Here is a 13,876-nt window from a genome sequence, read left to right on the forward strand (position 1 = left end):
CTAGCTGTTGAACTTCTTAACCGCGGATTCTCTCGACTGTGCCAGCCTCCGCGCTTCGTTCCGGGCTATCATCTGCTCAATCGCGTACTTCCGCGCTTTAGATGCGTTATAGCCTAACTCACCTCCGGGCTTGCCGGGCTTACCTGCATTCGCATCCTTCCAGCCCTGAATGTTGTCCTGGGCGGAACGTTTGGTTTCTTTAACTGCACCCCCGGCTAGCTTCCCGGCACCAAAAGCAGCCGCACCGATACCTACAGCGGCCAGCCCCTGCATGGATACGGTAGCGCTTGCCCCGGCCAGAGCTGCGGCTACCTTAGCGGAAATATACACCAGTATTGCAGCGAAAATACCTGCAAGGCAGACTTGAGCACCAAGTTCAACAATTGTTGAACTGTCTGCTACCTTCGTCGCCTTATTAAGAACGAGATTCAAGTAATTCACTACAATTCTCAATGAGAGAGCGGCAAATAGAATTGTTAATATTCCTGCAAATATATTTTGCAACCAGTTATTGAACATGGGGCGGAGGAAACCATACATAAGGCAGAATATGAAAATAGGTGCAGTTATTCCTAATAGTAGAATCATTACTTCGGCAACCATTGAAACAAAGCCCGCTAGAATCATAAGTGCGAATATTCCAAGCCATACACAAAATTGAGCAGTCATTCCCTCATCTTTTACATATGTAGAATTATCCATGTCATGTAGCGTTTTCCCTAACACTTTAGCCTTATTCCATAGGGTGTCTAATAACTGCCATATATTATCACTACCAGAAAAACCCTCCTTTATTCCGTTTATGGCATCAATAACGCCATCGAGGTAGCCGCCTAAATTAGCCACAAAGGACAGGATGATCGCCATCCTCATGATGTCCCACATCGTGTCTTCCATAGGCGTAGATAGCTTACCAGCCAAAGTCTGGTATCCACGCCACATGATGTAGATGGTAGCTGACGCTGCTGCCAGCCCCATCATCATAGAAGAGTACGACATCATCAATCCCTTTGTGGCGTCTGTAATTCCTCCTATCAGGTATTTTTCAACCCCAACAAAAAGACCGCCACTCATATATTACTCCTCTAAATTATTTAAGTCTGGAGTTGGTGCGTTTAGCTGCTTGATTTGATAGTGGGCTTCATTTGCATTCTTGCAATTTTCAGAAGCGTCACCACTCTTTTGGCACTTTTCATAAACTAGTTTTAATTCGTCAGGGTGATCCCTATACCATTTTGTTGTTTTAGCTTCCTCTTTGCATCCAACAATAGAAAAGCACAGGGTGATCGTCGAAATTAAAATAATTTTTTTTGATAACATAAATACCTCATAAATTATTAAGGTCAGCAGTTGGCGCGTTTAACTGCTGCTGATTCCACTGCTTAACACGCTCCGCTTCTAGCGCATTTTCGCGCTTCTCTGCTGCTTTCACGCTCATTTCCCATTGGGTGGTAAGCGTGTTCAGCATGACAGATTTTAGCTGAATACTGTTTGCAAGGTCTTGAGATTCTTTCGAATCTTTGGCTAACGCTACCCTGTTGGAGAGACTGTTTATTTCCCCCAGGGTCTGGCTTACCTGGTTCTGAACCTCGTCGGTTTGCTCAAGCTGGATAGCCTTGTTGATGACCTGCTGCTTGCATACGTTGGCATAACTCCCCGATTGCGCAGTGTTGCAGGTGTCGAAAATTTTATACTTCTCGTACAACGCATCGAACTGCCCGGAGGAACCGCCGGAGAGAAGCAGGTCATTCAGTGCCTGTCCGGGCTTACGCAGCTTTTCAAGGTCAGCTTTCAGGCCTTTGGCCTGGTCAACAAAATCAGCAATATCACGAACGCCAGTGGCCGTCGCCAGTTGGTCTTTATATGCCTGTATTTGTGACTGGTAGTGTCTGGCCGTTTCCATCCAGCGTTTTAACTCCTGCGCCCACTGCACGTCCCGCATAGGGTCAGCATCAACAGCGACGGGAATACCAGCATGAGCCAGTGGGCTTGCAATGACGCAAGCCAGAATAAGAGTACGAAAGCGAGTTTTCATCGTATATCTCCTTTGGGTCAGAGCGCTTTAGCCAGGTAGGTATCGAGCCATTCATGAGGCTGCATTCCTTCCCGGTAAATCGATTCGAATATTTCGAGGTTGGGGGCATCGCCGCTCATGACTTTGGTGTATCTGCCGATACCCGACAGGTCGAGCGTGACACGAGCGGCAAAACGTTTGGTATCGCCGCGCTTGAACTGATTTTTCACCACAACATACTGGCGGGCTTGCGGGTCAAGCCCTTTCACCACGTCGAACACTTCCGGTTCAAACTTCATACCGTCAACATAGTGTGCGCGGTCGGCGTTGGGGTTCGCCGCCAGAATCTGTGTCCCGCACTGCTCAATCACTGCCGGGGCGATATCATCTTTGATGATCTCTGCCGGGGATTGAGTACCGACGACCAGCATCCCGTTCAGCTTACGGATGGTTTTCAGCTTGTTATAAGCAAAGTCCTTAAACACCGGGTCGCGTAACCACTTCCAGAATTCATCCATGAAAATGACCAGGCGTCGCCCGTCAAGCAGGCTGGTAATGCGGTACAGCAGATAAAACGAGATTGGCGCACATACGCTTGCATCGTCCAGGAACTCCGTTCCGTCGATGCCGAAGTTATCGCAGTTGCTGATATCGAACGTGTCAGACTCGTTATCAAACACCCAGCCGAACTCACCGCCCTGCGCCCACTGTGACAACCGAATGCTAAGGCCGTTTTCCTGGGCTTCTTTCGTAGCCGGCTCAGGCAAATTTTCCAGCATTCGGGTAATGCCGTAGACGCGATATTGCGGCTCGTCATTCATCACAGCATTGACCGCATCACTCAGACGTCGTTCATCGCGTGGGGAGATCGTCGAGCCGTTACGGGTACAAAGGATTTTCATCAGTTGCTTGATGAAATTGATATTGCGTTTGGTTGCTGGCAACGAGAACGGGTTCCACCCTGTAGACTCACCACTGATAACCCGATAGTAACGGCCACCCAGCGCCCGGATGTTCATCTCTGCGCCCCGGTCTTTATCGAGGTAAACGGTTGTCAGCCGTTTGGTTTTGGCATCCGGGGAGAAGCTATCCTCGCGCCCGTATTTCTGCTGCATGATCTCAAAGAACGTCATCAACATGGTTTTACCCGAACCGTTCGTACCGAGGATGCAGGTACTGGCCGGGTTCTTCTCGTTGAATTCGTCCTTATCTGCCAGTGTGTTATGCAGGTTGATATAGTAGCCATCGCCTGACGGGGTGCGCAGTAAAGCCATCGCATCCCCCCAGGGGGCTTTATCGCGCTTGCCCGGATAGAAATTATGGAGCGCGGCCAGCTCCACAAAGTTCTGGCTACTCAGCTCCCCTTTACGTGGCCTCAGGTTGTAGTTGCCTGGCAGTTGCGCCATATACGCCGCTGAAAGCGATATTTCTGCCGGAACAGGCGTTATCCCTATGTTGTTCAGCGCGTTACTGATTTCATTCGTATCAGCAACCAGGCTTTCCAGCGACGGGGAATACACCATGATGGAAAAATGGTGCTTGCCGTAAGCGATTTTCCCCGATGTCAGCAGGTCAAGCGCCACATCCAGATCCAGCCGCTGGGAAACAGCATCGTCGTCGGCACTCATCAAAAGGCGACGGGTACGCTTAATGGCTTTCTTCGCTTCCTCGCGTGACATGCAGGTATAGGACTGCGTGATCACGTAATCGCAGGGGGCGTAAAGAAGGGAGTCCATCATCCCCGTGGCGGTCTCTTCGGAGAACTCTTTAACCTCCAGCCCCCGGAAATATTGCGTACCGTTGGCGTGGTTTATCTGCCCGGATTCAGCCGAAAAGAACAACGCCGCCGCCCCCATCACGTCATAGGCCGGGGTACGGGTGACGCGCACTTTTCGCCACTGGTGCGTTAGCAGATATTCATAGAAAGCCAGTTGCGACGAAAACACCGCGTTTCCTTCGGTAAACGTACCGAGAGGTCGCGCACCATAGCGCGACAGCGCGGTATCGAGCGTGCTTTTTATTTCCAGCATTTCCAGCAAAGCACCGTCCAGCTCCTTTAGTTTCTGGCTGTCTTTCATCCGTTTGCGTTCTGCTTTTTCAAGGCTGACAAACGGGCGATAGCAGACCGTCAGGAACAGGCGGTTGCGCCGGAACAGACCGACAGAAGCGTAGTAAAGACGGCTAACTTCATCGGCATACGGGTTGCCGGAATCTTTATGAAGATTGTCGGTAAACGTATTGCGGTCGTTATGGATATAGAAAGTAACTGGCATACCTTCGAATGAGCGGATTAGCCCGTGTAACTGGTTCGTCCCGAACTGGAGCGACTCGTCAGACTCGCAGTCGAACGGCGTTCCCATCAATTCCCAGGTGCAGTACAGATCGCTCTTAGGGGAACGAACCACATGCTGATGAATGTGCGATGAGTACGGGATGTACTTCTTGATGGTGGCACACTGATTTAGTTTCATGGCGTCGAGAAACTCCTTGATATCAACATCATCATGCTCAACGGGCATAAATGTTGTTGCGCCAAATAAACGGTTTGCTACCGGCTTTCCCTTCGCTCTCAGCCATACGGCAATCAGATTGAACCGCATCGGTTCATTTCTGGTAAGGGACTTCATCACCAGAAATTGCACAGGAAGTAAGAACAGGAGAGCGACGGAAGTCCAGATAGCAACGATGATGGTTACACCCGTGACAGCCAGCAGGGGCACCATTGGCACCCCCCACAGCGCCGCCGGGCGTTTCATTGCCTTGAGCAGCTTTGCCATATGTTCAGCCTCTTAGCTCATCAGCAGAGCGCCGATTTCACTGCCTCCGCCAATTAAAATGCCGCCAATGATGATGTAGCCGCACTGCGACAGGCTCTCGCCTTTCCACAGGGTCTTATAGCCAATCCAGATCACGGCCACGGTGATCGTGATTGCCGCCAGACCATGCAGCCCGGTTGACACTTTTTGCATGACAGTATTTGCCCGCTGAAATCCGTCGGCCAGTGCCGGGGTTGCAGAAAAAGTCGTCAGCGTACAGGCCGAAACGGGGGGGACCACAGCTTTTAGCTTGCGGAAAAGTATCATTATTCCTCCTCCTCACGGGGTGACAGGGAGAAACTCCGGCGCACTGACGGCGCGGAGAACGGTGCGATGAAGATTTTTTCTTGGCGGAGTTTCGCAGGGACGCCACGGACGACGACTCCGGGCCAGATCACGTGGTGACGGGATGAGTCACTGGCAGGGGCGGTTTTCAGGGGAACGGCAACTGATGATTTGTCCTCACGGGTTCCGGGGACCGCATAGCGGGATGATCCCGGCGGATAACCGATTCGCTGGATATAGCTCGTTCCGGAAAACGCCGTTTCAGGTTGTTGCCCGGTACTGAAATTGCCGGAATAATAACAACTCAGCGCCCTTTTCAGCGTGCCGCCGCGCCGGTAGCAGTCTCTGAGAATGTGTTCGAAGACGGACAGATTGGTACAGGGATCAAGTAGCTCTGTGGCGGACACACCATAATGGCGGAAATTGGTGCTGGTGATTTGCATCAGCCCGACAGAGTAACGGCGATCCTGTGCTGACAGGCGACGGAGAATATGCTCTGCATCTCCCCGGCTGGCTGGCAGGTGAGAAATAATGTGTTGATCGCCGAAAGAGGGGCCGGCCTTCGGGACAATCTCAGCGATGGCATAAGGGTTAAAACCGGATTCCACCCGTGCCACGTCGAATGCCGTGGACGGATGAATGCTGGCGGCGCACTGCATGGCTATCGCCAGAAAGGCTGTGGTGGAAAGCATGGTGACCTCAGTAAACAAGTGACATGCAGGGTCTGCTGATACTGCATGCTGTGGGAACAGAATTAAGGGTGGTTACGACACGGTTTCGATGGGGCCCGTATTCTGTGGTGGATTATTTTCCTCCCGGGGCTCAAGCAGGACCAGTTTGCCGGAAACGGCAATACCGGGCGTCAGGACAATATTCAGACCGGATTTACCGTGGTGGGGAAAGGCGACTCCGACCTTTGTCCACCAGGTATTTTTCTCACCCTGAGAGTCCGGATGACTTTCCTGGGCAACATACGCGTAATAAACAGGCTTTCTCATAATGTCCTCGTTTAATTAAAATTGTTGAAGATGATTTCTTCGATCACATTCCGATCCTGCATTCCGGTTTTAACGGGTCAGCGAGAACATTCAGCGGCACCCTGAATTATGGTTGTGTGACAGCCCGCTCCATATTGTTAAAGAGCATGGTCAGGATGCAGGAGGGGTAATGAAATTTTAACGGGAAAATAAATACCGGAAGGAATGATAAAAAAGTATGTGAAATTAACGTATTACTGGCACGGTGTGTGTGTGCATGAATGATGACGGGCGGGCTGATAATAATATTTGTTGATTATTATCAGGTTAAATTAAACATCCGGAGGAAGACTTTCTTTATATGTCAGATGGGGTTGTATGCTGTCTCTGTGGCTGAATTTGGTAACGACAATAATGTGTAAGGCGTGAAAGACAGGAATACAGTAGTCCCTTTTGTTGTAAGGGACGGTCTTTAATCTGGTTAAACGTTTCCCGGCCACTTAGGCCGATACTTACCGGGCCGGGTGGTGAAATTCGTTTTCATGCCGCAGTGGTGTCCGTCTGTACCTGTTGCATAAAAAACACAGAGTTATCTGACATATTTCCAGACATTACCGGGAACCTTATCAAAGTACTGGTTCATTACAATCTCTGCGCGGCGATAATCTGCTGCGGCATAAAGCATTTCAAGCTCATTCCCTGTGAGCTTTTCTTCCATATGCCCGACAACCTTTTCCAGCAGGCTGCCGTCATTTATTTACCGCAGTTTTCTGACGAATTCCATCTTGTTTGCCGGTTTGTTCATGTCTGACCTCTGGTGTACTGACTGTAAAAAAGGATTGCCACAGCAGGAGATGTGAGCAGGTTATTCATCCATGACATGGAGGCACGGGAACCTGAAAACAAGCCGGCTGGTGCATATTAAAATGTGCGGAGCTATTCTCCTCCGCACATACAGATTTAACGTCTGCGTTTCTCCAGTATCGACTGACAGTCAGTACAGGTTGTTACACCCGGCAGCGTCTGACGGCGTTTTTCCGGAATAGCCTTGCCGCAAAATCGACAGTGCTGCAGGGAAGGTGTCGGTGTGGGTCTTAACCGGCTTTGTTCAATCAGTGCTTCTAGGCACCGTTCATTAAACGCCTGATCGCGATCGATTTCATCTGGCACGTTGTATTCTCCTTACCGTGTTCTTTCTTTCGCAATGCGTGATGCAGTTCCAGACAACGGTCAGCGAGGGGGCAGTACACGATGAAAGGTTTTCTGTAACCTGCATCATGGCGTCCAGCGCCTCCGGGGAATCAATGTTTTCGACCCGATATTTTTGCCACTGATGCCAGATTGCAGCATCGGTTTCTTCATCCGGAATGGGTGTTCTCCCGTTTGGAACGGAGACACCGAGTAACCGGCGGCGTGCACAGGTTTCTCTGGAGCCAACCCCGAAATAACGGTTCATCAGTGCGATTGAGCCCCCCAGCCTGACAGCTCTGTTCAGTTGTTCCTGACGCCTGTTTTCCTCGTGGGATGATGCCAGTAATTTTTGCAGGACATCATGGCGGATAGTAATATCGACAAGCGGTAAAGGTGCCTGACTGAGGGTGATAAGATCGTTTATTGATAAGCAACCGAGCAAATTCATTTCATCGTAAGTGAATCCCATAGTTTCGCAGTGATGAATATTTCCTTCCCGTAGCGCCTGAAGAGCAACGGTTAATATAATATGATTCAGGGATGGAAGCATGAAATTGACTCCTTAACTGAATAAGTGCTCAGTAATTCAGCTGAATATTCAGTGAATGGTATAGTGTCATATAGCACAATACCGGGCAGGTCTGAAATATACATGCAGGTGCTTTTTTTTATACCTGCAGGATCGAAGTTTATGAGTGCCGGGATATTAATGTTCATCATCTTCTCCTCATTGCGTCTTTATCGGTCAGATAACTTTTTGTTGATCCACTCGTCAATCTCAGACTCGAGCCAGGCAACACTAGCAGGGCCTATTTTTATTGAACGGGGAAATGCACCCTCTTTCATATAAAGGTATATCTGTGAACGCTTCAGCCCTGTTTTTTGCTCAACCTGTCTGAGGCGTAGTAACTGATAAGATGTCATATATCCTCCTGTGACTGAAATAAACGGTGGCCGGAGAATAAAAAAACACAGTGGAAGCCTGAGAGAAAGCTGGTGAGCCCTAAATAAGGGATGCAAAACCCTTATTTAGGGTTGTCGGCCATTACAAATGGGGATGGTATTAGCCGGATAAGGATGTCGAAGATGGCGAACCACGCTTCAGCGCATTTTTCAGTGTTTCAGCGTCCAGTTTTTCCCCGATGCCATCGTCTGATGCCCATTGTTCAAAAATAGAAAGGAGCTTATAGGGATGATTCAGCAGTGGGCTGATAGTATCATTGTGCTTGCAGGCCAGCCAAAACAGGCGTGATAACGGTGTTGTCATACGGGAAGGTGAAATGGGATGACTCTCCCTTTTTTTGTATAAATTAATTAGTCTTTCGACTTCGGTGTGGCGAATAACAAAACAGGCATCAGGCGGTAATGTATAAAGAGGAAAGCACCCATTGTGATTATATTTTATGGTCGTCACTTCTGTTAGTTTTTTTATGACATCTAATGCTGTGTTTTTAGGTAGTCTGGAAATTTGTTTTTCTACGCGTTCTTTCCAACTCATCGTTTCGAAAATTTGAAAAAGCTCCTCTGAAAATCTTACTATAATACCATGGTTAGTTTTTCTTGCCCCCACAATTGGGGAGGGGAATTTAAGTTCACGTGCCAGTATGCGCTGAATCAAAACATATTCATAGCCTATCAGGGGGGTATCTATAATTTGTTGCACAGGACAAACATATCTGGCTTCTGTACAGAGTCTTAAATTTTGACCATAAATAAAACCGTCCCTGTCAAGCATGCATAGTTTATCAAGTAGGTCTCCCTCAAACTGCCTGAATTTTATTTTTCCATTAAAAGTTTGTATCTTCTTAAGTATCACAGGAGACTGGAAATAGACCGATAGTAGGATGTTGCCACTCAAGGCATGACGATAAATATCGCTAGGAGTAATTTTTTGTTTTATGGCTTTGGTAGTGATCTCAACTGCTTCCGTTATAGTGACCCATGTTGACATATAATGAGTTATAAGCAATGGCTGATATTTTTTTGACATAATATTATCTCCTTCTACACAACAATTCGTTCCGTTAAGGAAAAAGATTGGTGCCACAAGTATTTATTTATGATTAATCAGAGGGTTTATGACAGAGAAAAGGATGTATATTTCTGAGTGAACATGTACAGGCCTATGGGGTGACTATTTAATGAGTAAATGCCGAATGATTTTCGGGGTGATGATTATAACTTGAGGAAAAATCCCAGCGTGGTTTGAGTAGTGTACCTGAGTGATATTTGTGTTATGTATGCATTGATTGCAGAAGAATAAATATAGTTCAGGCTAGTATAGTTTGTGGTAGCTATGAGAATATATAATCTATTTTACCTATAAAATAATTTATATGTATGGGGTGGTTTTTTTGTGGCGAATTGGTTTTACTGAACCCTAACTTTTGATTTTTAAGTTTGCACTTATTGATATGTTAATATGATAAATGCTTTATATCAGTTTTACTCTACAGAATTTCAAAAAAATAGATGTGTTAATGACTGTTTTTGCCGATGAAATCTTTGAGTTTTCGAAATTGTTTTGAGTTGAGGGTGTGTAATTGTAAAGGTTTTATTAATTCGGGTTGTTTTTTTTAGGTTGTTTGTCTGTGCTTTTATATTCTGGAGATGTGCCTTGTATATAGGATTGTTTGTTGGTTGTGTTTTTAATGTTGCACTGTTGTGAATTTTTATTTTGATATGATTATTTCTTTAGTATAAGGAGAGAAAGGAACGAGAAAGTTAAATCTATTTGTCCTAATCGCAATTTCATTGTTTAAATAATCACTATGGAATAATATTTTTTGCGACTCTGCTGAGTTACTGGTTTTAACTAGTGGTGTAAAAGGGATACCTTTTCGGTATCCCTTTTACAATAATCAGAAGAAATCAATTCGCGTATTGATACCGACGGTGCGACCCATATTGACCTGCGCGACGGCGCTGCTGCCGTTCATGTAGCCATAGGTACGGTAACGACGGTCGAACAGGTTATCGACATAGACGGAAATGTTCATCCGTTCAGTCGCCTGCCAGCCCAGGCTGCTGTCCAGGGTGGCATAGGTGCCTTGCCGCAACTGGTTGTCGCCATCGAAATAATGCGGCCCGACCAGATTAACCGCCAGTCGGGGCATCAGTGCGCCATAGCGCGTATCAATCACGCCGTTCACGCTGCTTCCCGCGCCATAACGTGGTACGAACGGCACCCGGTTACCGTGATACAACTCACTGTCATTGGTGAATTCGGAACGGATCACGTTGCCATTGATATCCCATGACCAGCCTGGCGCAAACCGCCACTTCGCTTCAAGCTCAACGCCGGTGGCGTCGGCTTTACCCGCATTGCTTAATGTCTGCATCCCGACCGGGCCAGAGTAAAGCTGCATGTCTTTGGTGTGGGTATAAAACGTCGCGGCTTGCAGGGTGACGTCAGCGGTTTCGTAGCGGGTGCCAAGTTCATAGTTGATGGACTTCTCGGCGACGAACGGTTTGGCAGAAAGACCTGCGGTAGGAATGATGTTGTACCCGGAAGGTTTATATCCCTGGGCTACACGGGTATACACTCTCCAGTCGTCGGTCAGCATATAGCCTGCGGATAGCTGTCCGAGTACCTGATCGTCGTCGCTTTTTCCATCATCGCCAAATGGGTTTCCGGCCAGGTTGCCGTGATATTGCGTACTGGCCTTATCATGTGAGAAGCGAACGCCGCCACCGATGTCAAAACGATCGGTTAAATGCCAGGTCAGGTCACTGTATGCGGCCAGCGTTTCAGCGGTGGTATAGCCGGCGCTGGTCAGATAACGCATGGTAGGCATGTCGTAAGTTGCCTGCATTTGCTCGCGCGTGTTCTGCCGATAGAGGCCAAACACCATATCAACGGTACGCGCATCGCCCAGGGTTGCGGCGCGCAGCTCCTGGACATCCTGATTCCAGCGTTGCGGCAGATTAACGAGTAATGTGCCGACAGGGTAGGTCCGTGAATAATGCTGTTGTTGCCAGGCGCTGATCAGGTTGAAAACCCAGTCATCGGTGGTGTATTTCCCACTCAGGGTCTGGCTGTCAGTGCAGCGCCGCATGTACGGGTCTGGTGAACCATCGCTAAGTGAGAGCTTACGGCCCTTAATATCATTCCATCCCACATAGGCGTCCTGGGTGGCGCGGGTACATTCGCGTGAGGCGGCAAAGCCCATTTCCCAGGGCTGGTCGTCCGGCGCCAGACGCAGTTTCACATTCCCTATGCTGGCGCGGGTGCCGCCTAAATCATCGCTTCCCGTCGCGGGGTTAATCATGTCGCCGTCATCAACCTGGCGTAACAGGGTGACGCTGCCGTACAGCAGGCCATCCTGAATGGGGCCGCTCAGGTTGAACTTACTTCGATAACTGTCGCGGCTGCTGACGCCGCCTTCAATATAGCCGCGCGGCGTGCTGTCCGGCTGCTGGGTGACGATGTTGATGATCCCGCCCTGAGCGCTTTTGCCATATAACGTTCCCTGTGGGCCACGCAGCAACTCCACGCTTTGCACATCGGTAAGCGCCTGGATGGTGTTGGTGGAAAGCTGAGGGACGCCATCGACATACAGGGTGACGGCGGGGTTATAGAAGTCCTGCGCCGAAGAGACGCCGCGTAGCGAGATCGTCGAAAAAAGCATGTTGCCGCTATTTTCAATATTGAGCCCGGGCAACACTCTGGGGAGTTTGTCGCTGGCGGTGACGCCGGCGTCGCTTAATTCCGGCGCGCTGACAACGGTAGACGAGACATTGTTGGCTGATGCCGAGCGGGAAGATTGTTTACTGGCGGTAACCACCAGCGTGCTTTCGTCTTGCTGTGAAGTCTGGGCATTAGCAATGGCGGGGAGCAATAATCCCCCCAAGGCCAGAGGATAAAGCCGTGTCATTTTCATTGTTGTGAGTCCCTGTAAGACGGCGAAACGCCAAAAATACCGACAATGGTGAATTGAAAATGATAACTATTTCTAATAGTGGTGCTACCCGAAACGGGTTTATTTCAACCTGTTTCGGGTCGGTTTGCGCTTATTGGACAGAATGGCGATAACGGTCGACGGCGAGAGCCGTCAGGCGTTTTTTGTCTATCTTGCCGACGGCGGTGAGCGGCCAGTGGTCCAGATACTCGATTTGGTCAGGAATTTTCCACGCGCTGAGTCCCATACGGGTCAGTTGTTGACGCAGTTGTTGGTAGTCAGTTGGCATCTGCTGCGCGATGATAAACGCGCAAATCCGCTCGCCAAGCAGCGTGTCCGGCGCGGCGACCACCGCGCAATCTTGCACTTCCGCTAAACGCAGCAGTGCCGATTCCACTTCAGCAGCGGCTATTTTTTCTCCGGCGCGGTTGATCTGCTCTTTTATGCGCCCCTCAACGTGCAGGTTCCCCGCCTCATCCAGCCTGACATTATCGCCAGTGCGGTAAAACCCTTGCGCAGTAAAGGCCTGCGCGTTGTGAGCAGGGGCGCGGTAATAGCCCGAGATGGTATAAGGGCCGCGCGTTAACAATTGCCCGGTTTCGCCCGGTGCGACGTCGTTCTCGTCTTGATCAACGATGCGGATTTCATCCAGAGGGGACAACGGGCGCCCCTGGCTGTGGAGAATAGTGGTATGCGGATCGTCCAGCCGGGTAAAACAGAGCAGGCCTTCCGCCATACCGAAAACCTGTTGCAGGGTACAGTCAAAGGTGGCGATAACCTGCTCAGCAAGCGTCGGGTCGAGCCGGGCGCCGCCTGCCTGAATGACGCGCAGCGACGAAAGGTCGCTGTCTTCCCACTCCCTGGCCTGCACCCATAATTGCGCCAGCGCCGGAACCAGGGCGACGTGAGTCACTCTTTCCTGCGCGATTAAAGGCATCACCTCATCACAGCTGGCGCTGTCGGTCAGCACCACTTTTCCGCCGCAGGCAAGCGTTCCCAGAATGCCGGGGCAGGCCAGCGGAAAGTTATGCGCCACCGGGAGGACGGCGAGATACACGCTCTGTTGGCTGATGCCGCACAGTTCAGCAGAAGCGCTGAAGTTATAGCTATAGTCGGCATGTCGGCGCGGGATGAGTTTGGGCGTGCCGGTTGTGCCGCCTGAAAGCAGCAGCAACGCGGTGGCGGAAACATCAGGCTGCGGCCACGCCTGCCGCTCACCGTGAAGGGAGAAGAGCGGCGTAAAATCGTCGCTCACGGTCTCTCCAGCGACCAGAACATGACGCAGGCAGGCGTGTTTGTGCGCCATCTGTCGGGCCAGCTCTGCGTGGTTTTCCCCGTGAATAACGTAAGCGACGGGTTGCGCCAGCTCAATCAGCGCGTCGATATCCAGCGCCCGTTGCGAGGGCATCGCCAGCACGGGGATAACGCCCAGTCTTAACAAGGCGAACAGCAGGGTAACAAACGCGTTGTCGTTGGGAAGCTGCACAATTACATGCTCCCCCGAACGCAAACCCAGTGATGACAGACCTGCGGCAAGTTCGTCAACTTGTGCATCAAGCGCGCTGTAGGTTAACGACCCCTTTGCATCAACGACGGCAATTCGCGAGGCATAACGGGCCGCCCAGTGGCGCAACTGTTCGGCAATGGGTAAGGGATACTGTTCAATCAGAGATTCAAAGGAAGAATTCATGC

The 13,876-nt window shown here is 49.9% G+C and carries 14 protein-coding genes and 1 pseudogene; all 15 read right to left on the reverse strand.

What is annotated here, in order from left to right:
* The 15 genes and pseudogenes from CKO_RS03880 to ybtE all read right to left on the reverse strand — a co-directional run bounded on the left by CKO_RS03880 (nt 1) and on the right by ybtE (nt 13,874).
* Nucleotides 1-1,074, reverse strand: coding sequence for a TrbL/VirB6 family protein (locus CKO_RS03880; protein WP_001593439.1), 1,074 nt, complete (start codon nt 1,072-1,074; stop codon nt 1-3).
* A 3-nt stretch (nt 1,075-1,077) separates the two neighbouring features.
* Nucleotides 1,078-1,320: an EexN family lipoprotein gene (locus CKO_RS22195; protein ID WP_001593437.1), complete on the reverse strand. Its 243-nt coding sequence runs from the start codon at nt 1,318-1,320 to the stop codon at nt 1,078-1,080.
* Between the two features lie 7 nt (nt 1,321-1,327).
* The gene (locus CKO_RS03885) at nt 1,328-2,035 is read right to left on the reverse strand and encodes a TrbJ/VirB5 family protein (protein ID WP_000857358.1); all 708 of its coding nucleotides are present in this window, start codon (nt 2,033-2,035) and stop codon (nt 1,328-1,330) included.
* Nucleotides 2,036-2,052: 17 nt separating this feature from the next.
* A complete protein-coding gene (locus CKO_RS03890; protein WP_001096398.1) occupies nt 2,053-4,791 on the reverse strand; it encodes a VirB4 family type IV secretion/conjugal transfer ATPase in 2,739 nt (912 codons plus the stop codon).
* A gap of 12 nt (nt 4,792-4,803) precedes the next feature.
* Complete coding sequence (locus CKO_RS03895; protein ID WP_000600171.1) at nt 4,804-5,097, reverse strand: TrbC/VirB2 family protein; 294 nt, start codon at nt 5,095-5,097, stop codon at nt 4,804-4,806.
* Nucleotides 5,097-5,807: a lytic transglycosylase domain-containing protein gene (locus CKO_RS03900; RefSeq protein ID WP_001593436.1), complete on the reverse strand. Its 711-nt coding sequence runs from the start codon at nt 5,805-5,807 to the stop codon at nt 5,097-5,099. Before CKO_RS03900 ends, CKO_RS03895 begins: the two co-directional genes overlap by 1 nt.
* Nucleotides 5,808-5,879: 72 nt before the next feature.
* On the reverse strand, nt 5,880-6,113 hold the full coding sequence (locus tag CKO_RS03905; protein ID WP_001231171.1) for a hypothetical protein: 234 nt from the start codon (nt 6,111-6,113) through the stop codon (nt 5,880-5,882).
* 568 nt (nt 6,114-6,681) lie between these two features.
* A pseudogene (locus tag CKO_RS22970) lies at nt 6,682-6,831 on the reverse strand (Hha/YmoA family nucleoid-associated regulatory protein); the annotation flags it as partial.
* 221 nt (nt 6,832-7,052) lie between these two features.
* Nucleotides 7,053-7,262: a TraR/DksA family transcriptional regulator gene (locus CKO_RS22205; RefSeq protein WP_001112403.1), complete on the reverse strand. Its 210-nt coding sequence runs from the start codon at nt 7,260-7,262 to the stop codon at nt 7,053-7,055.
* Nucleotides 7,252-7,833: a DUF2857 domain-containing protein gene (locus CKO_RS03920; protein WP_000937857.1), complete on the reverse strand. Its 582-nt coding sequence runs from the start codon at nt 7,831-7,833 to the stop codon at nt 7,252-7,254. Before CKO_RS03920 ends, CKO_RS22205 begins: the two co-directional genes overlap by 11 nt.
* On the reverse strand, nt 7,818-8,000 hold the full coding sequence (locus CKO_RS22210) for a hypothetical protein (RefSeq protein ID WP_001513329.1): 183 nt from the start codon (nt 7,998-8,000) through the stop codon (nt 7,818-7,820). Before CKO_RS22210 ends, CKO_RS03920 begins: the two co-directional genes overlap by 16 nt.
* 21 nt (nt 8,001-8,021) lie before the next feature.
* Nucleotides 8,022-8,207 carry an AlpA family transcriptional regulator gene (locus CKO_RS03925; protein WP_000205185.1) on the reverse strand — a complete coding sequence of 62 codons (186 nt, stop codon included), beginning with the start codon at nt 8,205-8,207 and terminating at the stop codon, nt 8,022-8,024.
* Between the two features lie 139 nt (nt 8,208-8,346).
* The gene (locus tag CKO_RS23440) at nt 8,347-9,273 is read right to left on the reverse strand and encodes a hypothetical protein (RefSeq protein WP_000039782.1); all 927 of its coding nucleotides are present in this window, start codon (nt 9,271-9,273) and stop codon (nt 8,347-8,349) included.
* A gap of 871 nt (nt 9,274-10,144) precedes the next feature.
* Nucleotides 10,145-12,166 (reverse strand): siderophore yersiniabactin receptor FyuA, encoded by a 2,022-nt coding sequence (gene fyuA, locus CKO_RS03935; protein WP_012131840.1) that lies wholly within the window; start codon nt 12,164-12,166, stop codon nt 10,145-10,147.
* 130 nt (nt 12,167-12,296) lie between these two features.
* Complete coding sequence (gene ybtE, locus CKO_RS03940; RefSeq protein WP_012131841.1) at nt 12,297-13,874, reverse strand: yersiniabactin biosynthesis salycil-AMP ligase YbtE; 1,578 nt, start codon at nt 13,872-13,874, stop codon at nt 12,297-12,299.
* Between the last annotated feature and the right edge of the window lie 2 nt (nt 13,875-13,876).

The organism is Citrobacter koseri ATCC BAA-895 (assembly GCF_000018045.1).
Lineage (GTDB): Bacteria > Pseudomonadota > Gammaproteobacteria > Enterobacterales > Enterobacteriaceae > Citrobacter_B > Citrobacter_B koseri.